This window comes from Acidovorax sp. SUPP950, assembly GCF_030158935.1.
Classification (GTDB): domain Bacteria; phylum Pseudomonadota; class Gammaproteobacteria; order Burkholderiales; family Burkholderiaceae_C; genus Paracidovorax.
Window position 1 is genome coordinate 415,904 of sequence record NZ_BQXE01000002.1, and the last position, 24,448, is coordinate 440,351.

Consider the following 24,448-nt stretch of genomic DNA (forward strand, 5'->3'; position numbering starts at 1 on the left):
GATGAAAAAAACGCTCTTCCGATGGTTCGACAGCGATGTCGGCCACAGCTTTCGCACCTCGCCCGTGGCCATCGGCGCGGCGGTGATCGCGCTCATCTGCGTGTTCTGCTCGTTCTTCGCGGGCTGGGTCGCGCCGCACAACCCGTTCGATCTGACCACGCTCGAACTGGGCGATGCGCGGCTGCCGCCGGCCTGGAGCCCTGAAGGATCCACCAAGTACCTGCTGGGCACCGACGACCAGGGCCGCGACATCCTGTCCGCGGTGATCTACGGCGCGCGCATCTCGCTCATCGTGGGCTTCGCCTCGGTGGTGCTGTCGGTGGTGGTCGGCGTGGCGCTCGGGCTGCTGGCGGGCTTTCGCGGCGGCTGGGTGGATGCGGTGCTCATGCGCCTGTGCGACGTGATGCTGTCGTTCCCGGCCATCCTGGTGGCGCTGCTGATCGCCGGCGTGGGCCGCGCGGTGTTTCCCAACGCCCACGAGTCGCTGGCGTTCGGGGTGCTGATCATCTCGATCTCGCTCACCGGCTGGGTGCAGTACGCGCGCACCGTGCGCGGCTCCACGCTGGTGGAGCGCAACAAGGAATACGTCCAGGCCGCGCGCGTGACGGGCGTCAACTCGCTGCGCATCATGCGCAAGCACGTGCTGCCCAACGTGATGGGCCCGGTGATGGTGCTGGCCACCATCCAGGTGGCGACGGCCATCATCACCGAGGCGACCCTGTCGTTCCTGGGCGTGGGCGCGCCGCCCACCTCGCCCTCGCTGGGCACGCTGATCCGCATCGGCAACGACTACCTGTTTTCGGGCGAGTGGTGGATCACGGTGTTTCCGGGCGCCATGCTGGTGTTGATCGCCCTGTCGGTGAACCTGCTGGGCGACTGGCTGCGCGATGCGCTGAACCCCCGCCTCCGCTGAAAGCACCCAATGAGCCTTCTCGAAGTCAAGAACCTCGTCGTCGAATTCCCCAGCCGCCGCGGCACCCTGCGCGCGCTGGACGACATCTCCTTTTCCATCGCGCCCGGTGAAATCCTGGGGGTGGTGGGCGAGTCGGGCGCCGGCAAGTCGCTCACGGGCGCAGCCATCATCGGCCTGCTGGAGCCGCCGGGGCGGGTGGCCTCCGGCCAGATCGTGCTGGAGGGCCAGCGCATCGACAACCTGTCGTCGCGCGAGATGCGGCACATCCGCGGCCGGCGCATCGGCGCGATCTTCCAGGACCCGCTGACCTCGCTGAACCCGCTGTACACGGTGGGCCAGCAACTCGTCGAGACCATCCAGGCCCACCTGCCGGTGAACGCCGCCGAGGCGCGCCGCCGCGCCATCGACCTGCTCAAGGACACGGGCATCCCGGCCGCTGAGCAGCGCGTGGACCATTACCCCCACCAGTTTTCGGGCGGCATGCGCCAGCGCGTGGTGATCGCCCTGGCGCTGGCGGCCGAGCCGCAACTCATCGTGGCGGACGAGCCCACCACGGCGCTGGACGTGTCGATCCAGGCGCAGATCATCCAGCTGCTCAAGAACATCTGCAAATCGCGCGGCGCGGCCGTGATGCTCATCACCCACGACATGGGCGTGATCGCCGAGACCTGCGACCGCGTGGCGGTGCTGTATGCCGGCCGCGTGGCCGAGATCGGCCCCGTGCACGAGGTCATCAACCACCCGGCGCACCCCTACACGGCCGGCCTGATGGCGTCCATCCCCGACATGGAGCAGGAGCGCGAGCGCCTGAACCAGATCGACGGCGCCATGCCGCGCCTGAACGCCATTCCCCAGGGCTGCGCCTTCAATCCGCGCTGCCCCCACACCTTCGACCGCTGCAAGGTGGAGCGCCCCGAACTGCTGCAGGCCGGCGCCACGAAAGCCGCCTGCTGGCTGCACGACCTGCCCAAGAAAGCCGCCGCATGAGCGCCCACACTCCCACCCCTTCGGCCAGCGCCAGCGCCGCCGCCGGCAAGCCCCTGGTGCAGGCGCACGACCTGGCCAAGACCTTCGATGTGTCCGCCCCCTGGCTCAACCGCGTGCTGGAGCGCAAGCCCCGCACGCTGCTGCACGCCGTCGACGGCGTGAGCTTCGAGATTGAGCGCGGCAAGACGCTGGCGCTCGTGGGCGAATCCGGCTGCGGCAAGAGCACGGTGGCGCGGCTGCTGGTGGGCCTGTACGAGCCCACGCGCGGCGGCCTCACCTTCGACGGGCAGGATGCGCACGCGGCCTTCAAGGGCAAGGACGCGCAGGCCATGCGCCGACGCATCCAGATGATCTTCCAGGACCCCTATGCCAGCCTCAACCCGCGCTGGCTGGTCGAGGACATCATCGGCGAGCCGCTGCGCGAGCACGGCCTCATCACCGACAAGGCCGAGCTGAAGGCCCGTGTGGGCGAGCTGCTGCAGTCGGTGGGCCTGTCGCCGCTGGACATGGTGAAGTACCCGCACCAGTTCTCGGGCGGGCAGCGCCAGCGCATCTCGATCGCGCGGGCGCTCGCCACCGAGCCGGAATTCCTCGTGTGCGACGAGCCCACGTCGGCGCTCGACGTGTCGGTGCAGGCGCAGGTGCTGAACATCATGAAGGACCTGCAGCGCGAGCGGCACCTGACGTACCTGTTCATCTCGCACAACCTGGCCGTGGTGCGCCACGTGAGCGACCAGGTGGGCGTGATGTACCTGGGGCGCCTGGTGGAGCTGGCCGACAAGCGCGAGCTGTTCGCCACGCCACGCCACCCCTACACGCGCATGCTGCTGGACGCCATTCCCAAGATGCACGACACCGGCCGCTCGCGCACGCCGGTGCAGGGGGAGGTGCCCAATCCGCTGAACCCGCCGCCCGGTTGCGCGTTCAACCCGCGTTGCCCGCACGCCAACGACCGGTGCCGCACCGAGCGGCCGCAGTTGCTGAACCAGGGCGGCGCCCGCGTGGCCTGCCACGGCATCGAGGAAGGCCGCATTCCGCTGGTGGCGGTGCCCGTTCCCGCCGCGGTTTGATCGAAATCGGGCCGATGCCCTAGTGGATCATGTTCCTTGTGCTATATTTTTTATAGCATAAGGAGTGGCTCGGGTGGATTCGGACGAGCGGCGGTGGGCGCCACCGCCCATCCCCCGTTCAGTTGAATTTGCCGTTCACGCCGCCCACGCTGTAGCGCCCGGCGCCCAGCAGCACCACGCTCAACGCGCCGAACAGGTACAGGCCCTGCAGTTCCAGCGCCCAGCCGCCCTGCTTGTTGAGCGCGAACAGGTCGGCCATGTGCACGAGGCCGAACGCCACCAGCATGTTGACCACCACGATGGCGGCGCCCGCGCGGGTGGCCAGGCCGACGATCATCAGCACCGGCGCCAGGATTTCGCCGACGAACACCAGGTAGCCCAGGGCGCCCGGCAGGCCGGCCCGCTCCAGCATGCCGCTGATGAAGCCCACCCCGTTCTGCAGCTTGAAGATGCCGTGCAGCAGCACGAGCACGCCGACGGCGACACGCAGGACGAGTTTGCCGGCATCGTCCGATGCGGCGGCGGAGGCGGGGTGGCGGGATGCGTTGTTCATGGGGGTTCTCCTCTCCAGGTCAAAAATCGCAGTATGCGGGCCCGTTCGGGAGGTGTCAGTGCGTTTTCTCACAATCGGCCGAAGGGCTGTCGCACCTGGACCACGCCGTGTACCCCAGACCGCTCAGCGCAGCGCAGCACGCTGCACTGTGGGCGCTGCCGCCGGTCAAACCGCTTTGTCCTCCGGTGCGTTCAGCCTGTCGCGCAGCGTGGCGAGGATTTCATCGGACAGCGCAGGCTGGGCGGCGGCGGTAGCTCTGGCCAGCACGAGCCCGCCCACCATGGTCGCCAGCATTTCCATGGCGCGCGCCCGGCCTTCGGCGCTGATGGGTCCGCCGTCGGGGGCGAGTTCTTCGATCACCCGGGCGAAGCGGTCGATGTTGCGCTCGATGCCGCGTGCGAACACCTCAGACAGGTCGCTGCCGGCCCGGGCCGCGTCCACCGCCAGCGCGGCGGCGGGACAGCCTTCGCCGGGCCTGTCACGGTGGGTGGCCGAGAGATAGCTGTTCACGCGCGCAGCCAGGTCGGTCGCGCCTTCCGCGCCGTCCAGCGGGGCGATCGACCAATCGAACGCACGGGCACAGGCTTCGCGCACCAGCGCGTCCTTGGAGGAGAAGTGCCGATACAGGCCGCCGTGGGTCAGTCCCGCGTCGCGGGTGATGTCGGCCACCCCCACGCCCGACAGGCCGCGCTCGCGGTAGAGCCGCGCGGCGGCGTCCAGGATGCCTTGCCTGTTTTCCGCCGACTGGGCTTTCGACACTTTCATCGCTGATTTTCCTTTTTGATTGCGACCGTACGCAAAAACTGATCGTGCATTTATGATGACGGCCGCAATCATAAAAGCGCGGACAGCCGTGCATCAACCAGCGAGGCCAATGATGGTGAATCACAAGGTGACCCCGGGCGGGGTGTTTTCGGGCGGGGCCGTTTGATGCGGCGCGTCGTCGTGACCGGCATGGGGTTGGTGTCTCCCCTGGGCTGTGATGTGGAACTGGCTTGGGGCCGACTGCTGTCCGGTGCATCGGGCCTGCGGCGCCTGCCCGAAGCCACGGTGGAGGGGCTGGCGGCCAAAGTGGGCGGCGTGGTGCCCACCATCGAGGAAGACGGGCAGGGCGGCTGGAATCCGATGTCTGTGATCGGCACGAAAGATGCGCGCAAGATGGACCGCTTCATCCCTTTCGCCCTCGGCGCGGCGCAGCAGGCCCTGGCGCAGGCCGGATGGGCGCCGGCGGATGCCCACGCGGCCCACCGCACGGCCACGGTGATCGCCTCCGGCATCGGCGGCTTCGGCGCCATTGCCGAGGCCGTGCGCACCACCGACACGCGGGGGCCGCAGCGCCTGTCGCCCTTCACCGTGCCGTCGTTCCTCATCAATCTGGCGGCGGGGCACGTGTCGATACGGCATGGCCTGAAAGGGCCCATCGGCGCACCCGTGACGGCCTGCGCCGCCAGCATCCAGGCCATCGGCGACGGCGTGCGCATGATCCGCTGCGGCGAAGCCGACGTGGCCGTGTGCGGCGGCACCGAGGCCGCGATCGACCGCGTCAGTCTGGGCGGTTTCGCCGCGGCCAAGTCCCTGTCCACCGGCTTCGCGGACCACCCTGCCGCCGCATCTCGCCCGTTCGATGCGGCGCGCGACGGCTTCGTGATGGGGGAGGGCGCCGGCGTGCTGGTGCTGGAGGCGCTGGAGCACGCGCTGGCGCGCGGCGCCGTGCCGCTGGCCGAGGTGGTGGGCTACGGCACCTCCGCGGACGCGCACCACATCACCTCGGGCCCGGAAGACGGCGACGGTGCCCTGCGCAGCATGCAGGCGGCGCTGGCGCAGGCCGGGCTGCAGCCGGCGCAGGTGCAGCACCTCAATGCCCATGCCACGTCCACCTATGTCGGCGACCGGGGCGAGCTGGCGGCGATCCGCCGCCTGTTCGGCGAAGGGGCCGCGGTGGCCATTGCCTCCACCAAGGGGGCGACCGGGCATCTTCTGGGAGCGGCGGGCGCGGTGGCATCGGTCTTCACGGTGATGGCGCTGCGCGATCAGGTCGTGCCCGGCACGTTGAACCTGGACCAGCCCGACGATCTCGCCCAGGGCCTGGACCTGGTGGCCCACCGGCCCCGCCCGATGGCGCTGGCGCATGCGCTGGTCAATGGCTTCGGCTTCGGCGGTGTCAACGCATCGCTGGTGTTCCGCCGATGGGTGTCCTGAAATGCTATAAAAATAATAGCTTAATGCCCTAGTGGATATTGCGCTGGAGGCCTGAAAGCCTCTGCCTCCTGGCGGGCGGGCCGGATCAGGTGTACCGCTTGGCCCGCAGGTTGTCCTTCATCTGCTGCAGGCGGGGCTGCAGGGGTTCGCCGATGCGCAGGGCCACGCAGGTGGCGAGCACGTCGATCACCAGCAGGTGCAGCAGGCGCGACACCATCGGGCTGTAGCGGTCGTAGCCCTCGGGGTGGTCGGCCGCCAGGTGGATGTGGCAGGCCAGGGCCAGGGGCGATCCGCTCGCGGTGATGGCGATGGTGGTGGCGCCGTTCTTGCGCGCGATGTCGGCTGCGTCCATCAGGTCGCGCGTGCGGCCGGAGTTGGAGACGATCACCGCGCAGTCGCCCGGGCCGAGCAGGGTGGCGCTCATGACCTGCATGTGGCCGTCGCTCGTGCTGATGCTGGTGATGCCCAGCCGAAAGAACTTGTGCTGCGCGTCCTGCGCGACGATGCCCGAATTGCCGGCGCCGTAGAACTCGATGCGCCGGCCGGTCTGCCAGGTGTCCGCGATGGCCTTGGCGGCGCGTTCGATGGCACCGGTGCTGGCGGCGTTGCGGTATTGCAGGAAAGCGGCGGCGGCGTTGTCCACCACCTTCACCAGCACGTCGCCGGTCTTGTCGTCGGCGTCCACGCTGCGGTGGATGAAGGGAACCCCTTCGCTCACGCTGCCGGCCAGCTTGAGCTTGAAGTCGGCCAGGCCGTCGTAGCCCATGCTGCGGCAAAACCGCACCACGGTGGGCTTGCTCACGCTGGCGCGGGCGGCCAGTTCGCGCACCGGCAGCCGGGCGAAGGCCCGCGCGTCGTCCAGCACGAGCTGGGCCACGCGCTGCTCGGCCGGGGCCAGGGATGGCAGGGATGCGGTGATTCGTTCAAGCATGACGGGGGCCCTTCATCGCCGGACAGCACGCGTGCTGCGAGCCACCGACGCGGCCTTGACCGTCAGAAGGCCGCGGAGCAGGCCACGCCAGCAGACGCCGTGGAACTGGCTTGGCCAGGCCACGGGCGTCGTCCCCCTCCGGGGGAAGGCGCCGCAGGCGACACAGGGGGCGGCTCAAGTCTCTTCCATCCAGGTGTGGCCGTCGCGCGCCACCATGGCGCTGGCGGCGCTGGGGCCCCAGCTGCCGGCGGAGTAGGGCCGGGGGCCGTCGTCGGAGTCGCGCCAGGCCTGCATGATGGGCTCCACCCAGCGCCAGGCGGCTTCCTGCTCGTCGGCCCGCACGAAGAGGTTCAGGCGCCCGCCGATCACGTCCAGCAGCAGGCGTTCGTAGGCGCCCACGCGCTCGGTGCCGAAGCGCTGCTCGAAGTCGAGGTCCAGGTGCACCGGCGCGAGCGCCTGCGCCTCCGACACGCGGGTGCCGCGCTTTTCCTGGCCCGCCGCGAACAGGTGCAGCGCCACGCCGTCGCGCGGCTGCAGGTGGATCACCAGCCGGTTGGCCGCGCCCATCGGCGAGCGGTAGATGGGGTGGGGCGTGGGCCGGAAGTTGATGGCGATGTGCGCCTCGTGCGAGGCCAGTCGCTTGCCGGTGCGCACGTAGAAGGGCACGCCGGCCCAGCGCCAGTTGGCGATCTCGGTGCGCAGGGCCACGAAGGTCTCGGTGCGGCTGCCGGGCGCCACGCCGTCCTCGTCGGCGTAGCCCTTCACGCGCTCGCCGCTCAGGCTGCCGGCCGTGTACTGGCCGCGCACCACGTCGCGTGCCAGGGTGGCGGGCGTCCAGGGGACCAGCGAGCGCAGCACCTTGAGCTTTTCGTCGCGGATGGCATCGGCATGGGCGTTGATGGGCGGCTCCATGCCGATCGCGCACAGCAGCTGCAGCGCGTGGTTCTGCACCATGTCGCGCAGGGCGCCCGTGCCGTCGTAGAACGCGCCGCGCTTTTCCACGCCCAGCTTTTCGGCCATGGTGATCTCGATGCTGGCGACGGTCTCGCGGCGCCACAGGGGCTCGAAGAGCGCATTGCCGAAGCGCAGCGCCAGCAGGTTCTGCACCGACGGCTTGCCCAGGTAGTGGTCGATGCGGAAGATCTGCCACTCGTTGAACACCGTGCGCACCGCCGCGTTGATGGCGCGGTTGGATTCGAGGTCGTGGCCCAGCGGCTTTTCCAGCACCACGCGCGTGTTCGGGGTGGCCAACCCGGCGGCGCCGAGCTGCTCGCAGGCGGTGGTGAACAGGCCCGGGGCGGTGGCCAGGTACATCACCACGGTGTCGGCCTGCCGCTCGCCCAGCCGCTCGGCCAGCCGGGCGTAGTCCTCGGGCTTGGACAGGTCCATGCGCTGGTACTGCAGCAAGGCCGCGAACTGCTGGAACTCCTCCGCGCTCGGGCGCTTGTCGTCCACCACGGCGGCGAAGCGGCTGGCGATCAGTTCGCGGTAGGCGGCGTCGGTCAGGTCGTCCCGCGCCACGCCGATGATGCGGCCGCCCGCGGGCAGCGAGCCGTGGCGGAACGCCTGGAAAAGGGCCGGCAGCAGCTTGCGCCATGCCAGATCGCCCGTGCCGCCGAACAGAACCAGATCGAAACTCATCGTTGTCGCGTCCCAGAAAATTGGTAATTAAGCTGCCGGGCATGTTACCGAGTTTCATGATGAGGCGGCGACTGACAGGAACCCGGGTTACCGCGCAATACACTCTGCGGTTGCCGTGCCGACGGGGCCCGCCCGAGCGCCCCCGCACGCCACCTCACGGGAGCATTGCATGAACCAACTCGACGCCCTCAAACAGGTCACCACCGTGGTGGCCGACACGGGCGACTTCCGCCAACTGAGCGCCTACCAGCCGCAGGATGCGACGACCAACCCCTCGCTGATCCTCAAGGCGGTGCAAAAGCCCGACTACGCCCCCCTGCTGCAAGAGGCCGTGACCCGCTGGAAGGGCCATCCGGTGGAAGAAATCATGGACCGGCTGATCGTGCGGTTCGGCTGCGAAATCCTCTCCCTCATTCCCGGCCGCGTCTCCACCGAAGTGGATGCGCGCCTGTCGTTCGACACCATGGCCACCGTCACGCGGGGCGAACGCATCATCGAGCTGTACCAGGCCGAGGGCGTGGACACCGCCCGCGTGCTCATCAAGATCGCCTCCACCTGGGAAGGCATCGAAGCCGCCCGCATCCTGGAAGAGCGCGGCATCCACACCAACCTCACGCTGCTGTTCTCGCCCGTGCAGGCCGTGGCCTGCGGCCGCGCCAAGGTGCAGTTGATCTCGCCCTTCGTCGGCCGCATCTACGACTGGTACAAGAAGCAGGCCGGCGCCCAGTGGGACGAGGCGGCCATGGCCGGCCCCAACGACCCTGGCGTGCAGTCGGTGCGCCAGATCTACCAGTACTACAAGCACTTCGGCATCGCCACCGAGGTCATGGGGGCGAGCTTTCGCAACGTGGGGCAGATCACCGCGCTGGCCGGCTGCGACCTGCTGACCATCGCCCCCGACCTGCTCGCGCAACTGGCGGCCAGCGATGCGCCGCTGACCCGCGCGCTCGACCCCGAGGCGGCGCGCGCGCTGGACCTGCCAGCCGTCGAATACGACGAGCCCGCCTTCCGCTACGCGTTCAATGCCGACGCCATGGCGACCGAGAAGCTCGCCGAAGGCATCCGCGCCTTCGCGGCCGATGCGGCCAAGCTCGAACACATGATGCAGGCCGCCTGACCCATGACCATGCCCCAACGCATCCGCTGCGACCACACCACCGCCTGGGCGGCGCTGCAGGCCCGCTACGACGACAGCGGCCGCACCTTCGACGTGCGCCAGGCGTTCGCCACCGACCCGCTGCGCTTCGAGGACTTCAGCCAGGAGGCGCCGCACCTGTTCGCCGACCTGTCCAAGAACCGCATTGACCGGCCGACCGAGGCGCTGCTCATGCAGCTGGCGCGCGAATGCGGTCTGGAGGCCTACCGCGACGCCATGTTCGCCGGCGAGGCGATCAACCACACCGAGCAGCGCGCGGTGATGCACTGGCTGTTGCGAAATCAGGCCGATGCCCTAGAAAACCATGCCCTTGGTGCTACTGATTTCGTAGCAAACAGCCTGCGCGACGTGCACACCACGCTCGACGCGATGCTGGCGCTGGCCGAGCGCGTGCGTGCCGACACCGCCATCACCGACATCGTGAACATCGGCATCGGCGGGTCGGACCTCGGCCCCTCCATGGTGGTGAAGGCGCTGGACGACCTGCGCCAGAGCGACAAGCGCCTGCACTTCGTCTCCAACGTCGACGGGCAGGAACTGGGCACGCTGCTGCACACGCTGCGGCCCGAGAGCACGCTGTTCCTCATCGCCTCCAAGACGTTCACCACCGCCGAGACCATGTCCAACGCCCATGCGGCGCGCGACTGGTTCCTGTCGCACGGCGGCAGCCCACGGCAGGCCGGGCGCGTGTCGGTGTCGCGCCATTTCGTCGCGCTGACGACCAACGTCGAAGCCGCGGCGGAGTTCGGCATCGACACCACGCTTGGCTTCTGGGACTGGGTGGGCGGGCGCTATTCGCTGTGGTCGGCCATCGGCCTGCCGATCGCCATCGCCATCGGCGCAGCGCATTTCCGCGACCTGCTGGCCGGCGCCCACGCGATGGACGAGCACTTTCGCCACGCGCCGCTGGAGCGCAACCTGCCGGTGCGCCTCGGCCTGCTGGACGTGTGGTACCGCAACTTCCACCGGTTCGCCAGCCGCTGCGTGGCGCCCTACAGCCACGGCCTTCGCCGGCTGCCGGCCTACCTGCAGCAGCTGGAGATGGAGAGCAACGGCAAGGGCGTGGACTGGGAAGGCCGGCCGCTGGCGGTGCAGACCTCGCCCGTGGTGTGGGGAGAACCCGGCACCAACGGCCAGCACGCGTTCTTCCAGATGGTCCACCAGGGGCCCGACGTGATTCCGGTGGAGTTCATCGCGCTGCGCAAGGGCGCGCGCGACCTGCCGCACCACCATTCGCGCCTCGTGGCCAACGCCCTGGCCCAGGCCAAGGCGCTGATGCTGGGCCGGCCGCAGGAGTCCGGGCACCGGCACTTCACCGGCAACCGCCCCAGCACGTTCCTGGTGCTGGACCAGTTGGCACCCGCATCGCTGGGCGCGCTCATCGCGCTCTACGAGCACCGCGTGTTCGTGAGCGGTGCGGTCTGGGGCATCAACAGCTTCGACCAGTGGGGGGTGGAACTGGGCAAGGTGCTGGCCCGGGAGCTGGAGCCCCGCCTGTCCTCGGGAGACACCGACGGGCTGGACGCTTCGACCGCCGGCCTGTTGCGCCAGCTGCGTTGACCTGAACGGCCGGCGCTGCGCGGTTGCTGCCGGCGCTGCCATCCACCGCGCCTCCCCCCATCCCCGCAAGTTGCAAGACCGGCGGGGATTTTTCCTGGGCGAACGGCGGGGCAGGCGCCTGGCCGGCGGTTGCGCACCATGCCGGGAATGCCGCGCCGGGATGTCGCCCGATTGCAACAAATGGCTTACGAATAGGCGATCGATTTCTAAAATGGGAATCGTTATCAATACTATTTATATTTGCCATGAAATTCATTGATCTGCGGGGCCCTGCCTGCGTGGCCGCCGCCCTGGGGTTGGTGCCTTGGGCGCATGCACAGGGCGTGGGCGCCACGCTGTCCGAAGTGCGGGTGGATGCCAACGCCGAAAAGGAATCCGCCACCGGCCCCGTGGTGGGCTACCGCGCCCGCAACGCCACCACGGCCACCAAGACCGACACGCCGCTCAGCGAAACCCCGCAATCGGTCACCGTCATCACGCGCGACCAGATGGTCGATCAGGGCGCGACGACCTTCCAGGGCGCGCTGCTCTATGCGGCGGGCGTGCGCAGCGATGCCTATGGGCTGGACAGCCGCTCCGACAGCGTGCGCGTGCGCGGCAGCTACCCGGACATCTACCTCGATGGCTTGCGCCAGAGCTACAACTACTACACCAGCACCACGCCCGCGGAGCTGTACACGCTGGAGCGCCTGGAGGTGCTGCGCGGCCCGTCGGGCATGCTGTTCGGCACCGGCACCGTGGCGGGCGTGGTCAACATGGTGAGCAAGCGCCCGCTGCAGGAAGCGCAGCGCGAAGTGGGCGTGCAGATCGGCAGCTGGAACCGCAAGCAGCTGCAGACCGACCTGACCGGCCCGCTCACGGCCGATGGCCAGTGGTCGTACCGCCTCGTGGCGCTGGCCCGCGACGCCGACACGCAGGTGGACCACGTGCCCGACGACCGCCGCCTGATCGCGCCGTCGCTGATGTGGCGGCCCAATGCGGCGACGTCGCTGCTGCTCCAGGCGCACTGGCAGCAGGACCGCTCGGGCAGCACGTCGCAGTTCCTGCCCTGGTCGGGCACCTTGCTTCCCAATCCCAACGGGCAGCTGCCCACCAGCCGGTTCATCGGCGAGCCGGGCGACTACTACGACACCGATCGGCAATCCATCGGTTACCAGTTCGAACACCGTTTCAACGATGCTTGGACGGCGCGTCAGAACCTGCGCTGGGCCCGCAACGAGAACCGGGGCGGCTACCACTATGCGGACTTCTTCACCGATCCGGGCGGGTGGGGCGCCGACCCGGTCAACCAGCGCCTGATCGGCCGGCTGTACGGGCAGAACGTGACCCGCACGCGCATGGCCGCGGTCGACACCAACCTGCTGGGCCGGCTCACCACGGGCGCCGTGCAGCACCAGTTGCTGCTGGGCCTCGACTGGAATCGCCAGTCGGAGGACAAGGCGGAATCCGGCGATGCCTACGATTCGCCCATCGACGCGTTCGCGCCGGTGTACAGCGGGCGGACCGACCGGCCGCTCACCGCGCAGCCCCGGAACGTGCAGCGCCAGACCGGCATTTATGTGCAGGACCAGATGAAGTGGGACCGATGGATCTTCATCGCCGGCCTGCGCCATGACCGCGTGGCGAATGCCCTGGCCGGCTCGGCCGATGACCGCACCAGCGACACCACCAAGCGCCTGGGCGTGATGTACCAACTGGCCGGCGGCTGGACGCCGTACATCAGCTATGCGGAGTCGTTCAGCCCGGTAAGCGGCACCAACACCTCGGGGGCCCGCTTCAAGCCGCTGCAAGGCGAGCAGATCGAAGTGGGGGTCAAGTACCTGCCCGAAGGCGGCTCTACCTCGTTCACCGCCTCGGTGTACGACCTGAAGGAAAAGAACCAGAAGGTCACCGATCCGACCAATCCCATGAACACGCTGCAGGCCGGCCAGACCCGCAACAAGGGGCTGGAACTGGAACTGAAGACCCGCGTGACCACCGCGTTCGATCTGATCGCCCACTACAACTACACCGATGTGGATCCGACCCTGGAAGGACTGCCCCGCAACCAGGCGGCCGTGTGGGGGCTGTATCGATTTTCCGTCGCGGGGATTCGCGGCTTCTCGGCCGGGGCCGGGGTGCGGTATCTCTCCGCGTTCCGCGATGGTTCCGGCCCGCGCGTTCCATCGTCGCTCGTCGGAGATGCGTTGCTGGCCTATGACAGCCAGGCATGGCGCTACGCGCTCAACATCAACAACGTGGCCGACAAGCAGTACATGAGCACCTGCCTGTCGCGCGGCGATTGCTGGTGGGCGCCCCGGCGCAACGTGGTGCTGAGCGCGACCTACCGTTTCTGAGCGGCTCCTCGATCCTGCGGGTCGCGCCCACGGCCCCGCCAAAGAAAAACCCCGCAGGCCTTGCAGCCTGCGGGGTTTTTTGATGGAGCAGCCGGGCGGGAGTGCATCCCGTCCGGTGCGGCTGGCAATTACATGCCCATGCCGCCCATGCCACCCATGCCGCCCATGTCAGGCATGCCGCCGCCGGCCGGTGCGTCGTCCTTGGGGGCTTCAGCGATCATGCATTCCGTCGTCAGCAGCAGGGAAGCCACGGAAGCGGCGTTCTGCAGGGCCGTGCGGGTGACCTTCGTGGGGTCCAGAATGCCCAGTTCCAGCATGTCGCCATACGTGTCGTTGGCGGCATTGAAACCGTAGTTGCCCTTGCCGGCCAGCACGGCGTTCACCACGACCGAGGCTTCGCCGCCGGCGTTGTTCACGATTTCGCGCAGGGGGGCTTCGATGGCCTTCAGCACCAGCTTGATACCGGCATCCTGATCGGCGTTGTCGCCCTTGATCGAGTTGCCCACGGCTTGCTTGGCGCGCAGCAGCGCCACGCCGCCACCAGCCACGACGCCTTCTTCCACCGCTGCGCGCGTGGCGTGCAGGGCGTCTTCCACGCGGGCCTTCTTTTCCTTCATTTCGACTTCGGTGGCAGCGCCGACCTTGATCACGGCCACACCGCCAGCCAGCTTGGCCACGCGCTCTTGCAGCTTTTCGCGGTCGTAGTCGGACGTGGCTTCCTCGATCTGCACGCGCACTTGCTTGACGCGGGCTTCGATGTCTTCAGCGGCGCCGGCGCCGTCGATGATGATCGTGTTTTCCTTGCCCACTTCGATGCGCTTGGCTTGGCCCAGGTCGGCCAGGGTGACCTTCTCGAGCGTCAGGCCCACTTCTTCGGCGATGACCTTGCCGCCCGTCAGGATGGCGATGTCTTCCAGCATGGCCTTGCGGCGGTCGCCGAAGCCAGGGGCCTTCACTGCCACGACCTTCAGGATGCCGCGGATCGTGTTGACCACCAGCGTCGCCAGGGCTTCGCCTTCGACTTCTTCGGCAATGATCAGCAGCGGACGGCCGGCCTTGGCGACTTGCTCCAGCGTGGGCAGCAGGTCACGGATGTTGCTGATCTTCTTGTCGAACAGCAGCACGAAGGGGTTGTCCAGAATCGCGGATTGCTTTTCGGGGTTGTTGATGAAGTAGGGCGACAGGTAGCCGCGATCAAACTGCATGCCTTCCACGACGTCCAGTTCGGACTCGAGGGACTTGCCGTCTTCCACGGTGATCACGCCTTCCTTGCCGACCTTGTCCATGGCGTCAGCGATCAGCTTGCCGATGGTTTCGTCGGAGTTGGCGGAGATCGAACCCACCTGGGCGATTTCCTTGGAGGTCGTGGTGGCCTTGGAAGCCTTCTTCAGCTCTTCCACCAGGGCCGTCACGGCCTTGTCGATGCCGCGCTTGAGGTCCATGGGGTTGATGCCCGCGGCCACGTACTTGAAGCCTTCACGCACGATGGCCTGTGCCAGCACGGTGGCGGTCGTGGTGCCGTCACCGGCGTTGTCGGACGTCTTGGAAGCCACTTCCTTCACGAGCTGGGCGCCCATGTTCTGCAGCTTGTCCTTGAGTTCGATTTCCTTGGCCACGGACACACCGTCCTTGGTCACGGTGGGGGCGCCGAACGAGCGCTCCAGCACCACGTTGCGACCCTTGGGGCCCAGGGTGACCTTGACCGCATTGGCCAGGATGTTCACGCCTTCGACCATGCGGGCGCGGGCTTCGCCGCCGAAAACTACGTCTTTTGCTGCCATTTGATTTCTCCGGATTCAGTAAACAGGATGTTCGGGAAAAGGGCCGAAAGGCTTACTTCTCGACGACTGCGAACAGGTCGTCTTCCTTCATCACCAGCAACTCGTCGCCGTTGACCTTGACGGTCTGGCCAGAGTACTTGCCGAACAGAACGCGGTCGCCGACCTTCACGTTCAGGGCGATCAGCTCGCCCTTGTCGTTCTTCTTGCCGGGACCGACGGCCAGCACTTCACCTTGATCGGGCTTTTCAGCGGCGTTGTCGGGGATCACGATGCCGGAAGCGGTCGTGGTTTCGCTTTCAATGCGCTTGACGATCACGCGATCGTGCAGGGGGCGAAGGTTCATTGCATCTCTCCTGGTTCAAAAAAGGATTGCGACATCAACAACACGCCCGCAGGGTGCGGGCGCTTTCTGACTTCAGCGGCTTGGCGCCAGCGTTGCTAGCACTCGGTCGCGTCGAGTGCTAATGATACGGGCATTCTTTCGCATTTCAAGAGGGGGACTGGCAGTGGGAGTGCGGCGCGCCCACAGGAAGGACGGCGGCTGAGGGATGGATGAGGCGTGCACCTACAATACCGACCTCCTTGAGGCCGGAGGTGATTCGGCGCCCGCAGTCCGCTTGGTCCCCAAGCAGGGATGGGCGCTGTTCCCGGCGGTGCTCTCAATCAAACGCCCGATGCGGGTCAGATCCATAGATTCGGGAGTCCAATGGCGTCTTTGCAAGCAACCACCGCGCTGATGGGCATCGGCCTGGCGGTGCTGATCCTTTACCTGATCCGCAGGGATCACCTGTATCTGATGCACGGCCTGTTCTGGGTGGTGGTGGCTGGGGCCGCTGCCTTGCTGGGGGCCTGGCCGGGACTGATCGATCGTCTGGCCAAGCTGCTGGGCATCAGCTATCCCCCTGCGCTGCTGCTGCTGCTGGCCAGCATGGTGCTGCTGGTGAAGTCGTTGCACACCGACATGGTGAACACCCGCATCGAGAGGGATGTCCGCCGGTTGAACCAGCGGCTGGCCCTGTTGCAGGCCGACAATGAAAGCCTGCGCGCGCGCGTGATGGGCGATGGAACGCAGCCATGACCTTGGCGCAGCCGTTGTTGCCGGTCATCCTGTGCGGCGGGTCGGGCACGCGTTTGTGGCCCCTGTCGCGGGAGGCCTATCCCAAGCAGTTTCTGGCGTTGGCCGGTCCCCGCACCATGCTCCAGGACACGGCACTGAGGCTGCAGGGGTGGGCGCCGGAGATCGGCGTCGCGCCCGATCCCATCCTGGTCTGCAACACCGAGCACCGTTTCATCGCGGCCAGCCAGTTGCTGGCAGTCGGCATCCGGACGGCACGCGTACTCCTGGAGCCCGAGGGGCGCAACACCGCGCCCGCACTGACGCTGGCCGCCTTGCAGGCATGCGCCGGAGGCGATGATCCGATCATGCTGGCCATGCCGGCCGATCACGTGGTGAAGGATCTGCCTGCGTTTCACGCCGCGGTCCGGCGGGCCCATTCCATGGCCCTGTCGGGCGGACTGGTGACGTTCGGCGTCGTGCCGGACCGGCCGGAGACCGGCTATGGCTACATCCAGTGCCATGCGGCGGGCCCGGAGGGTGCTGGCATCCACCGCATTGCCAGCTTTGCCGAGAAGCCCGATGCCGCGACCGCGCAGCGCTATCTCGATGCGGGTGATTATTTCTGGAACAGCGGCCTTTTCATGGTGCGCGCCAGCCAGTGGTTGGCCGCTTTGCGTGCTTGCCGCCCCGACATCCTCCAGGCCTGCGAGGCCGCGATGGCGGGGGCGCAGCGTGATCTCGACTTCATCCGGCCTGACGCGGCCGCCTTCCAGGCCTGCCCTTCGGATTCCATCGACTATGCCGTGATGGAACGGTTGCCGCTGATGCCGGAGATAGGCATCCCCACGTTCGCGGTCGCGCTGCAGGCCGGCTGGTCCGACCTGGGTGCCTGGGATGCCCTGTGGGGCGTGCTGCCGCGCGACGGCCAAGGCAACGCCACCGTGGGCGATGCCCTGCTGGAAGACAGCCAGGACACCCTGTTGATGTCCACCCACCGGCTCGTGGCCGGCGTGGGGCTCGACCACATCGTGGTCGTCGAAACACCCGATGCGGTCCTGGTGGCCGACAAGCGCCGCACCCAGGACGTCAAGAGGATCGTGGCCCGGCTGAAGCAGCTGGGGCACGCGCTGGCCCACCACCACCGGAAAGTGCACCGGCCATGGGGCTGGTACGACGCTGTCGACAGCGGCGAACGCTTCCAGGTCAAGCGCATCGTGGTGAACCCGGGCGCGCGCCTGAGCATGCAGATGCACTACCACCGCGCTGAGCATTGGGTGGTGGTGCGGGGGACCGCTGAAATCACCAATGGCGACGACACCTATCTGCTGGCACAGAACGAGTCCACGTTCATTCCGGTGGGCCGCCGCCATCGGCTGGCCAATCCGGGCAAGACGCCTCTCGAAATCATCGAGGTTCAATCGGGCGACTATCTGGGTGAGGACGACATCGTCCGGTTCGACGACATCTACGGGCGCTCTACCGGTGCCGAAGGCGTTTCATGATGGATCGGATTGCCTTCGCGACCGGCGTGACGATTGCCAGGCCCGCGCGCACGCATTTCCCGGCGTGCGAGCAGTGCGGCACCTGCACTTGACCCTCCCCATTCTTCCAACATAAAAACATGAATCTAGAACAAGCAAGGATTGCCGTGATCGGGCTCGGCTACGTGGGCCTGCCCTTGGCGGTGGAGTTCGGCCGCAAAAGGCCGGTCATCGGCTTTGACATCAATGCCGCACGCATCGCCGAGTTGCAATCGGGCGAGGACGGCACGCTGGAAGTGACCCCGGAAAACCTGCAAGCCGCCAGCCACCTGCAATACAGCGCCAACCCGGAGGACCTGCGCGATTGCAAGGTCTTCATCGTGACGGTGCCCACCCCGGTGGACAAGGCCAACCGCCCCGATATGACGCCCCTGGTCAAGGCGAGTGAAACGGTGGGCAGGGTCATGCCGGACGGCGCCGTGGTGATCTACGAATCCACCGTGTACCCTGGCGCGACCGAAGAAGTGTGCGTGCCCGTGCTCGAACGGCTCAGCGGCAAGACCTTCAACACGGACTTCTTCTGCGGCTATAGCCCGGAGCGCATCAATCCGGGCGACCGGGTCAACACCCTCACGAAGATCAAGAAGATCACCAGCGGCAGCACCCCCGAAGTGGCCGACGCGGTGGATGCGCTGTACGGCAGCATCATCACGGCCGGCACCCACAAGGCCAGCAGCCTGAAAGTGGCCGAAGCGGCCAAGGTCATCGAAAACACCCAGCGCGACTTGAACATTGCCTTGGTGAACGAGCTGTCCGTCATCTTCGAGCGGCTGGGCATCGACACCCTCGACGTGCTGGAGGCCGCGGGCAGCAAGTGGAACTTCCTGCCCTTCCGGCCGGGACTGGTGGGCGGCCACTGCATCGGTGTGGACCCCTATTACCTGACCCACAAGGCCGAGGAAGTGGGCTACCACCCGCAGGTCATCCTGGCCGGGCGGCGCATCAACGACAACATGGCGCGCTACGTGGCGCGCAACACCATTCGTCTCATGCTCAAGAACGGCATGGACGTGCCCCGTTGCCGCATCGGCATCCTGGGCATCACGTTCAAGGAAAACTGCCCGGACATCCGCAACAGCAAGGTCGTTGACATGGTGCGCGAGTTCCTGGCGTGGGGCGCGGACGTGGTGATCGCCGATCCCTGGGCCAGCGCACAAGAGGTGGACCACGAGTACGGCTTGGCGTTGGGTCGTGTCGATGCCGACCATCCGGTCGATGCCCTGGTGGTGGCGGTCGGCCATAACGAATACCGTCAGGCCACGCCCGCGGAGCTTCGCACGTACTGCCGTGGCGCACAGCCTGTCCTGGCCGACGTCAAAAGCCTCTACCACCGCGGGCAGGCCGCCGAAGCCGGCTTCACCGTTTTTCGCCTCTAATTCTCCCCTTCGGATCCGCCATGAAAAACTTCGCCCTCATCGGCGCCGCCGGCTACATCGCGCCGCGCCACATGCGTGCCATCAAGGACACCGGCAACCATCTGGCCGTGGCTTACGACATCAACGATTCGGTCGGCATCATCGACAGCATTTCGCCGCAGAGCGACTTCTTTACCGGGTTCGAACGGTTTGCGGAGCATGCGCACCAGCTCAAGCGCGATCCAGCCACCGCACTCGATTACGTGTCGATCTGCTCGCCCAACTACCTGCACCATGCCCACATCGCCGCTGGCCTGCGCCTGGGATGTGATGTGATCTGCGAAAAACCGCTCGTTCCCACGCCGCAATTGATGGACGAACTGGCGCGCATCGAACAGGAAACGGGCCGGCGGGTATTCAACATTCTCCAGTTGCGCCACCATGAAGCGATCCTGAAGCTGCGCGACAAAGTGGCCGCGGCACCCAAGGACACCAAATTCGATGTCGAACTGACCTACATCACATCGCGCGGCAAGTGGTACCTGGAGAGCTGGAAGGGCGACCCGCGCAAATCGTTTGGCGTGGCCACCAACATCGGCGTGCATTTCTTCGACATGCTGCACTTCATCTTCGGCAAGCTTCAGGACAATCGCATCCACCTGAGTGAGGAAACGAAGGCCGCCGGCTATCTGGAATACGAACGCGCCCGGGTGCGATGGTTTTTGTCCATCGATGCCAACGATCTACCGGAAGAAGTCAAAGGCAAGAAGCCCACGTACCGGAACATCGATGTCAGCGGTGAGCAACTCGAGTTTTCCGAAGGCTTCACCGATCTGCACACTACCAGTTACCGCGAAATCCTGGCGGGCCGAGGGTACGGCTTGGCGGATGCGCGGCATTGCATCGAAACGGTGGACGTGATTCGCAGCGCGTCCATTGCGGCCGATAGGGATGAGCGTGTGCATCCCTTCGTGCGCAACAAGGGGTATTGAGAGCATGCAAGCTTCTGGTTTGAAGCCGCTTTCCCAGTTCGAATTGCTGGTCGGGGATGTGCGGGGCGCGCTCAAGCTTTGGCGCTTCTGGCTGCATCTGGGATTGGAAGACATCCTCAAGCAGTACCGCCGCTCGTTTCTCGGACCCGTGTGGATATCGATCAACACGGCTATTTTCATCGGCGCATTCGGCTTGATCGGATCGCAGGTCTTCAAGATAGATATCCAGACGTACCTGCCATTCTTCTGTGTCAGCCATGTTCTGTTTTTGTTTATCTCACAGTGCATTTCCGACAGTTGCCAGACGTTTATTGGCTCCAGCGCATTCCTGAAACAAACACCTTATCCCAAGACTGCATTCGGTTTGCGAGTCATATGGCGCAACCTGTTGATGATGGGGCACAACATTCCGATTGCCTTGATCGTTCTTCTGGCGTTTGGGCGCCTGGATGATGTGAGGCCCATCCCATTTTTGTTTGGGCTCGCATTCACGGTGTTGTGCGCGGTACTCGTTTCCTGCATCCTGGGTGCCCTGTGCGCGCGTTTTCGCGACATACCCATGATTGTCACGAGCTTGATGCAGATTGCGATGTTTCTCACGCCGGTCATGTGGCAGGCATCGCAACTCAGTGAGCGGGCCCAATTGATCGTGCACGTCAATCCTTTGGCTGCGTTTCTTGACTTGGTGAGGGCCCCCGTTTTGGGCGAATCCGTCAATCCCTACAGCTATCTGATGGCCGGTGCCACCTTTCTCGCATTGCTGTTGGCATTTTTCACCGTGTTTTTGCAGAGCCGTCGCAGGCTTGTGTATTGGCTCTGATCATGGCAAGCATCGAACTGGAGCGAGTCAATGTCGACTTCCCGCTGTTTTCATCACGCTCACGCGGACTGCTGAACACTCTGCTCGGGAAGGCCCAAGGTCACCGGGGGCGAATCGAAGACATCGGGCATGGCGCAATCGCAGTGCGTGCACTGCGAGACATCACGCTGTCTCTCAAGGATGGGGATCGGATGGGCCTGATCGGCCGCAACGGGGCTGGCAAGTCCACCATGCTGCGGGTACTGTCCAGCGTGTATGAACCCACCTCTGGCGTGATGAGAGCGGATGGCCACATCTCTTCCCTGATTGACCTGATGTTGGGCATGGATCCCGATGCCAGTGGCTACGAGTTCATTGCCACACGGTGCGTCGTGATGGGAATTGGAAGCAAAGAAGCCAAGGACCTGGTCCCCGATATAGAGGAGTTCACGGAGCTGGGTGACTACCTGCATCTGCCAGTGCGCACGTACTCTTCCGGAATGATGCTCCGTCTCGCCTTCGCAGTGTCGACAGCCGTCGCGCCCGATATCTTGCTGATGGACGAGATGATTGGAGTGGGCGACGCGCAATTCATTGATAAGGCACGTATTCGGCTGGAAAACATGATGAGCAAGGTCAAGATCCTGGTACTTGCTTCACACAACGACTCGATCTTGAAAACGTTCTGCAATACAGGGATATGGCTCAACGAGGGCCAGATCCGCATGCAGGGAAGTATCGAAGACTGTCTGGCTGCCTATCACGGCAACTAGCTTCATTATTTTGGGCAGCATGAGCGAAACATCCTATACCGCACACCCGACTTCGATCGTCGATGCAGGGGCGCAAATTGGCGCGGGGACCCGCATCTGGCACTGGGTGCATATCTCAGCGGGGGCGCGGATTGGCCTTTCTTGCTCTTTCGGGCAGAACGTCTATGTCGGCAACGACGTGATGATCGGCAACAACGTCAAGGTTCAGAACAATGTCAGTGTCTACGATGCGGTCACGCTGGAAGACGATGTTTTCTGCGGGCCCAGCGTTGTTTTCACCAATGTGTACAACCCTCGCAGCAGCGTCGTGCGTAAAAACGAGTACAGGCGAACCCGGGTTTGCAAGGGGGCCACGCTCGGTGCCAATGCAACCGTGGTATGTGGCACCACCATTGGTGCCCACGCATTCGTCGGCGCTGGTGCGGTGATCACACGCGACGTCAAGGCCTATGCACTGGTTGCAGGCGTGCCTGCTCGGCAAATCGGATGGATGAGCGAACACGGGGAGCGTCTCGATCTTCCCTTGACTGGAGACGCGCAAGCACATTGTCCGCAAACCGGTCATTTATATCGTTTGATCGATGGTGAGCTGCAGCGAGCTTGATCCCCACCCATCGCATGGAGTTGTAATGGAATTCACCGATCTAAGAGCGCAATACCGTCGGCTCAAGTCTGATATCGACGTGCGCATTCAGAAAGTACTGGATCATGGCCAGTACATCCTGGGCCCGGAAGTGCATGAACTGGAAGAGCAATTGGCGACGTACACCGGAGCCAAATATTGCATTACGGTAGCCAATGGCACTGATGCGCTTCAAATTGCCCAGATGGCTCTGGGCATTGGGCCTGGAGACGAGGTAATCACCCCCGGTTTCACGTATATCGCCACTGCCGAGACGGTCGCGCTGCTTGGTGCGAAGCCCGTATATGTAGATGTGTCGCCGGATACCTACAACCTGGATCCCTCATTACTCGAGGCCGCCATCACGCCCCGTACGAAGGCCATCATTCCGGTCAGCCTGTATGGGCAATGCGCTGAATTTGATCATATCAATGAAATAGCCGCCAAATACCGAATTCCTGTCATCGAGGACGCGGCTCAAAGTTTTGGTGCCACCTATAAAGGGCGCAAGAGTTGCAACCTCACCACTTTGGCTTGCGCCAGCTTTTTCCCCAGCAAACCTTTAGGCTGCTATGGAGATGGCGGAGCCATTTTCACTAGTGACGAGGAATTGGCTCGGGTCCTCCGTCAGATTTCGCGTCATGGACAGGATCGCCGCTATCACCACGTTCGCGTAGGTGTGAATAGCCGCCTCGATACATTGCAAGCTGCAGTTCTTCTGGGAAAGCTGGTGGTTTTCGATGAAGAGATTGCCAAGCGCCAAATGATCGCGGATCAATACGCAAGCAAATTGCTGCCAATTCCTCAAATAGCTTGTCCATCCATCAAAAATGGCAACCTGAGCGTCTGGGCCCAATACACGATCCGGTCGAATCATCGCGATGACCTTCAGCAAGCACTGAAAAAATTAGACATACCCACCACGGTGCATTATCCGTTGCCCCTGAACAAGCAGCCTGCAGTGGAAGATGGCAGCAAGCAACTCCCCATTGGCGATCAGCTGCCCAATGAAGTTTTAAGTCTTCCCATGGGCCCTTACCTGAGCGACTCGGATCAGTCCCTGGTAGCCCGGGCTATTCAGCAGTTTTATTTCGAAAACCCCTCTGCCTGATTTCGTCGTCGGGAGTCGCCTCGCATCGAAGCCTATCGGCAGGCCCAATCAATTGTTAGAAAGAATGATCATGGACATCAAAAACAAACGCTTCGTCATCATCGGTGGTGGCGGCTTGATCGGATCCCATACCGTTGACCGGCTACTGAAAGAAGACGTAGCCGAAGTGGTGATCTACGATAACTTCGTACGCGGTCGAATGGAGAATTTAACGGAGTCGCTCAAAGATCCACGGGTAAAAATCTTTGAAGCTGGCGGCGATATTCTGCAGACAGACATATTGGATGCTGCTCTCAAGGGCGTCGACGGGGTTTTTCATCTGGCGGCGCTTTGGCTCCTTCAATGCCATGAATATCCCAGGACCGCATTCGAAACCAATGTTCGGGGAACTTTCAATGTAATGGACGCGTGTGTGAGGAATGGGGTGAAGCGCTTGGTGTATTCCTCTTCAGCTTCTGTCTATGGCGATGCAGTGGAGGAGCCCATGACGGAGGACCATCCATTCAATAACAAGAATTTCTATGGAGCCACCAAAATTGCAGGTGAGGCTTTTTTGCGGGCTTACCATCATCGCTACGGCCTGGATTATGTGGGGCTGCGATACATGAATGTTTATGGCCCCCGTCAAGATTATCATGGTGCCTATATTGCCGTGATCATGAAAATGCTCGATGCAATCGACAGCGGCAATAGCCCTACCATCATGGGCGATGGTTCCGAGGCGTTCGACTTTGTTGCCGTGGAAGACTGTGCGTTGGCTAACGTCTGTGCGATGAAGGCCAGCGCGACTGACGCTTTCTACAACGTCGGTACCGGCAAGCGGACGTCGTTGAAGGAGTTGGCAGAAAAGCTTCTGCGTATCACCGGCTCAACCAAAGAAATCACTTATGCACCCCGTAGTCAGGCCACGCTCGTGCGCAACCGCATTGGGAGTCCTGACAAGGCTCGCAAAGAAATTCAATTCAATGCAGAGATCGATCTCGACGAAGGCTTGCGCAAGCTGATCGATTGGCGTGCGTCACATAAAGCAGAGGTGGCTGCTCGTCGCGCTTCCGTCGGCCTCTGAGGTAT

At 64.7% G+C, this 24,448-nt stretch carries 22 protein-coding genes; 16 read left to right on the top strand and 6 right to left on the bottom strand.

Annotated features, from left to right (window positions below):
- Position 1 precedes the first annotated feature (1 nt).
- From AVME950_RS11045 to AVME950_RS11055, 3 genes are read left to right on the top strand one after another with little or no spacing between them, the layout of a single operon-like run.
- Positions 2-913 carry an ABC transporter permease gene (locus AVME950_RS11045; protein WP_284405054.1) on the top strand — a complete coding sequence of 304 codons (912 nt, stop codon included), beginning with the start codon at positions 2-4 and terminating at the stop codon, positions 911-913.
- A 9-nt stretch (positions 914-922) separates the two neighbouring features.
- Complete coding sequence (locus AVME950_RS11050) at positions 923-1,900, top strand: ABC transporter ATP-binding protein (RefSeq protein WP_272567463.1); 978 nt, start codon at positions 923-925, stop codon at positions 1,898-1,900.
- The gene (locus tag AVME950_RS11055) at positions 1,897-2,970 is read left to right on the top strand and encodes an ABC transporter ATP-binding protein (RefSeq protein WP_284429864.1); all 1,074 of its coding nucleotides are present in this window, start codon (positions 1,897-1,899) and stop codon (positions 2,968-2,970) included. The genes AVME950_RS11050 and AVME950_RS11055 overlap by 4 nt, the downstream gene beginning before the upstream one ends.
- 118 nt (positions 2,971-3,088) lie before the next feature.
- On the opposite strand, the gene AVME950_RS11060 is transcribed toward AVME950_RS11055, so the two are convergent.
- Both AVME950_RS11060 and AVME950_RS11065 read right to left on the bottom strand, forming a co-directional pair.
- Positions 3,089-3,523 carry a DoxX family protein gene (locus tag AVME950_RS11060; protein WP_284429865.1) on the bottom strand — a complete coding sequence of 145 codons (435 nt, stop codon included), beginning with the start codon at positions 3,521-3,523 and terminating at the stop codon, positions 3,089-3,091.
- Between the two features lie 165 nt (positions 3,524-3,688).
- Complete coding sequence (locus AVME950_RS11065; RefSeq protein ID WP_284429866.1) at positions 3,689-4,288, bottom strand: TetR/AcrR family transcriptional regulator; 600 nt, start codon at positions 4,286-4,288, stop codon at positions 3,689-3,691.
- 165 nt (positions 4,289-4,453) lie between these two features.
- Between AVME950_RS11065 and fabF the strand changes: the two genes are divergently transcribed.
- The gene (fabF, locus tag AVME950_RS11070) at positions 4,454-5,722 is read left to right on the top strand and encodes a beta-ketoacyl-ACP synthase II (RefSeq protein WP_284429867.1); all 1,269 of its coding nucleotides are present in this window, start codon (positions 4,454-4,456) and stop codon (positions 5,720-5,722) included.
- Positions 5,723-5,807: 85 nt separating this feature from the next.
- Here fabF and AVME950_RS11075 read toward each other — a convergent pair whose 3' ends face one another.
- Together AVME950_RS11075 and zwf are read right to left on the bottom strand one after the other, a co-directional pair.
- Positions 5,808-6,653, bottom strand: coding sequence for a MurR/RpiR family transcriptional regulator (locus AVME950_RS11075; RefSeq protein ID WP_272551228.1), 846 nt, complete (start codon positions 6,651-6,653; stop codon positions 5,808-5,810).
- Positions 6,654-6,827: 174 nt separating this feature from the next.
- Positions 6,828-8,294, bottom strand: coding sequence for a glucose-6-phosphate dehydrogenase (zwf, locus tag AVME950_RS11080; RefSeq protein WP_284410876.1), 1,467 nt, complete (start codon positions 8,292-8,294; stop codon positions 6,828-6,830).
- A 169-nt stretch (positions 8,295-8,463) separates the two neighbouring features.
- Between zwf and tal the strand changes: the two genes are divergently transcribed.
- The 3 genes from tal (at position 8,464) to AVME950_RS11095 (ending at position 13,346) form a co-directional block, all read left to right on the top strand.
- Positions 8,464-9,411: a transaldolase gene (tal, locus tag AVME950_RS11085; RefSeq protein ID WP_284429868.1), complete on the top strand. Its 948-nt coding sequence runs from the start codon at positions 8,464-8,466 to the stop codon at positions 9,409-9,411.
- Positions 9,412-9,420: 9 nt separating this feature from the next.
- The gene (gene pgi, locus AVME950_RS11090) at positions 9,421-11,010 is read left to right on the top strand and encodes a glucose-6-phosphate isomerase (protein WP_502869392.1); all 1,590 of its coding nucleotides are present in this window, start codon (positions 9,421-9,423) and stop codon (positions 11,008-11,010) included.
- Positions 11,011-11,255: 245 nt separating this feature from the next.
- A complete protein-coding gene (locus AVME950_RS11095; RefSeq protein WP_284429870.1) occupies positions 11,256-13,346 on the top strand; it encodes a TonB-dependent siderophore receptor in 2,091 nt (696 codons plus the stop codon).
- Between the two features lie 128 nt (positions 13,347-13,474).
- Here the strand turns inward: AVME950_RS11095 and groL are convergent, their stop codons facing one another.
- Positions 13,475-15,127, bottom strand: coding sequence for a chaperonin GroEL (gene groL, locus AVME950_RS11100; protein WP_272567476.1), 1,653 nt, complete (start codon positions 15,125-15,127; stop codon positions 13,475-13,477).
- Between the two features lie 52 nt (positions 15,128-15,179).
- On the bottom strand, positions 15,180-15,470 hold the full coding sequence (locus tag AVME950_RS11105) for a co-chaperone GroES (protein ID WP_011804151.1): 291 nt from the start codon (positions 15,468-15,470) through the stop codon (positions 15,180-15,182).
- Between the two features lie 363 nt (positions 15,471-15,833).
- Here AVME950_RS11105 and AVME950_RS11110 point away from each other — a divergent pair, with 363 nt between their 5' ends.
- The 9 genes from AVME950_RS11110 to AVME950_RS11150 all read left to right on the top strand — a co-directional run bounded on the left by AVME950_RS11110 (position 15,834) and on the right by AVME950_RS11150 (position 24,443).
- Positions 15,834-16,205 (top strand): DUF2304 domain-containing protein, encoded by a 372-nt coding sequence (locus AVME950_RS11110; protein WP_272567478.1) that lies wholly within the window; start codon positions 15,834-15,836, stop codon positions 16,203-16,205.
- A complete protein-coding gene (locus tag AVME950_RS11115) occupies positions 16,202-17,686 on the top strand; it encodes a mannose-1-phosphate guanylyltransferase/mannose-6-phosphate isomerase (RefSeq protein WP_284429871.1) in 1,485 nt (494 codons plus the stop codon). The genes AVME950_RS11110 and AVME950_RS11115 overlap by 4 nt, the downstream gene beginning before the upstream one ends.
- Positions 17,687-17,805: 119 nt before the next feature.
- A complete protein-coding gene (locus tag AVME950_RS11120; RefSeq protein WP_284429872.1) occupies positions 17,806-19,101 on the top strand; it encodes a nucleotide sugar dehydrogenase in 1,296 nt (431 codons plus the stop codon).
- Positions 19,102-19,121: 20 nt separating this feature from the next.
- Complete coding sequence (locus AVME950_RS11125; RefSeq protein WP_284429873.1) at positions 19,122-20,072, top strand: Gfo/Idh/MocA family oxidoreductase; 951 nt, start codon at positions 19,122-19,124, stop codon at positions 20,070-20,072.
- Between the two features lie 4 nt (positions 20,073-20,076).
- Positions 20,077-20,892, top strand: a complete 816-nt coding sequence (locus AVME950_RS11130; protein ID WP_284429874.1) for an ABC transporter permease — start codon at positions 20,077-20,079, stop codon at positions 20,890-20,892.
- Positions 20,893-20,894: 2 nt separating this feature from the next.
- Positions 20,895-21,644 carry an ABC transporter ATP-binding protein gene (locus AVME950_RS11135; protein WP_121454445.1) on the top strand — a complete coding sequence of 250 codons (750 nt, stop codon included), beginning with the start codon at positions 20,895-20,897 and terminating at the stop codon, positions 21,642-21,644.
- A 19-nt stretch (positions 21,645-21,663) separates the two neighbouring features.
- The gene (locus AVME950_RS11140) at positions 21,664-22,248 is read left to right on the top strand and encodes an acyltransferase (RefSeq protein WP_284429875.1); all 585 of its coding nucleotides are present in this window, start codon (positions 21,664-21,666) and stop codon (positions 22,246-22,248) included.
- A 25-nt stretch (positions 22,249-22,273) separates the two neighbouring features.
- Complete coding sequence (locus AVME950_RS11145; RefSeq protein WP_284429876.1) at positions 22,274-23,377, top strand: DegT/DnrJ/EryC1/StrS family aminotransferase; 1,104 nt, start codon at positions 22,274-22,276, stop codon at positions 23,375-23,377.
- 70 nt (positions 23,378-23,447) lie between these two features.
- Positions 23,448-24,443, top strand: coding sequence for an NAD-dependent epimerase/dehydratase family protein (locus tag AVME950_RS11150; RefSeq protein ID WP_284429877.1), 996 nt, complete (start codon positions 23,448-23,450; stop codon positions 24,441-24,443).
- The last annotated feature ends 5 nt before the right edge of the window (positions 24,444-24,448 follow it).

Bases quoted from the DNA above. Each gene is read 5' to 3' on its own strand.
- AVME950_RS11045 (WP_284405054.1), top strand. From the start codon at position 2: ATGAAAAAAACGCTCTTCCGATGGTTCGACAGCGATGTCGGCCACAGC.
- AVME950_RS11050 (WP_272567463.1), top strand. From the start codon at position 923: ATGAGCCTTCTCGAAGTCAAGAACCTCGTCGTCGAATTCCCCAGCCGC.
- AVME950_RS11055 (WP_284429864.1), top strand. From the start codon at position 1,897: ATGAGCGCCCACACTCCCACCCCTTCGGCCAGCGCCAGCGCCGCCGCC.
- AVME950_RS11060 (WP_284429865.1), bottom strand. From the start codon at position 3,523: ATGAACAACGCATCCCGCCACCCCGCCTCCGCCGCCGCATCGGACGAT.
- AVME950_RS11065 (WP_284429866.1), bottom strand. From the start codon at position 4,288: ATGAAAGTGTCGAAAGCCCAGTCGGCGGAAAACAGGCAAGGCATCCTG.
- fabF (WP_284429867.1), top strand. From the start codon at position 4,454: ATGCGGCGCGTCGTCGTGACCGGCATGGGGTTGGTGTCTCCCCTGGGC.
- AVME950_RS11075 (WP_272551228.1), bottom strand. From the start codon at position 6,653: ATGCTTGAACGAATCACCGCATCCCTGCCATCCCTGGCCCCGGCCGAG.
- zwf (WP_284410876.1), bottom strand. From the start codon at position 8,294: ATGAGTTTCGATCTGGTTCTGTTCGGCGGCACGGGCGATCTGGCATGG.
- tal (WP_284429868.1), top strand. From the start codon at position 8,464: ATGAACCAACTCGACGCCCTCAAACAGGTCACCACCGTGGTGGCCGAC.
- pgi (WP_502869392.1), top strand. From the start codon at position 9,421: ATGCCCCAACGCATCCGCTGCGACCACACCACCGCCTGGGCGGCGCTG.
- AVME950_RS11095 (WP_284429870.1), top strand. From the start codon at position 11,256: ATGAAATTCATTGATCTGCGGGGCCCTGCCTGCGTGGCCGCCGCCCTG.
- groL (WP_272567476.1), bottom strand. From the start codon at position 15,127: ATGGCAGCAAAAGACGTAGTTTTCGGCGGCGAAGCCCGCGCCCGCATG.
- AVME950_RS11105 (WP_011804151.1), bottom strand. From the start codon at position 15,470: ATGAACCTTCGCCCCCTGCACGATCGCGTGATCGTCAAGCGCATTGAA.
- AVME950_RS11110 (WP_272567478.1), top strand. From the start codon at position 15,834: ATGGCGTCTTTGCAAGCAACCACCGCGCTGATGGGCATCGGCCTGGCG.
- AVME950_RS11115 (WP_284429871.1), top strand. From the start codon at position 16,202: ATGACCTTGGCGCAGCCGTTGTTGCCGGTCATCCTGTGCGGCGGGTCG.
- AVME950_RS11120 (WP_284429872.1), top strand. From the start codon at position 17,806: ATGAATCTAGAACAAGCAAGGATTGCCGTGATCGGGCTCGGCTACGTG.
- AVME950_RS11125 (WP_284429873.1), top strand. From the start codon at position 19,122: ATGAAAAACTTCGCCCTCATCGGCGCCGCCGGCTACATCGCGCCGCGC.
- AVME950_RS11130 (WP_284429874.1), top strand. From the start codon at position 20,077: ATGCAAGCTTCTGGTTTGAAGCCGCTTTCCCAGTTCGAATTGCTGGTC.
- AVME950_RS11135 (WP_121454445.1), top strand. From the start codon at position 20,895: ATGGCAAGCATCGAACTGGAGCGAGTCAATGTCGACTTCCCGCTGTTT.
- AVME950_RS11140 (WP_284429875.1), top strand. From the start codon at position 21,664: ATGAGCGAAACATCCTATACCGCACACCCGACTTCGATCGTCGATGCA.
- AVME950_RS11145 (WP_284429876.1), top strand. From the start codon at position 22,274: ATGGAATTCACCGATCTAAGAGCGCAATACCGTCGGCTCAAGTCTGAT.
- AVME950_RS11150 (WP_284429877.1), top strand. From the start codon at position 23,448: ATGGACATCAAAAACAAACGCTTCGTCATCATCGGTGGTGGCGGCTTG.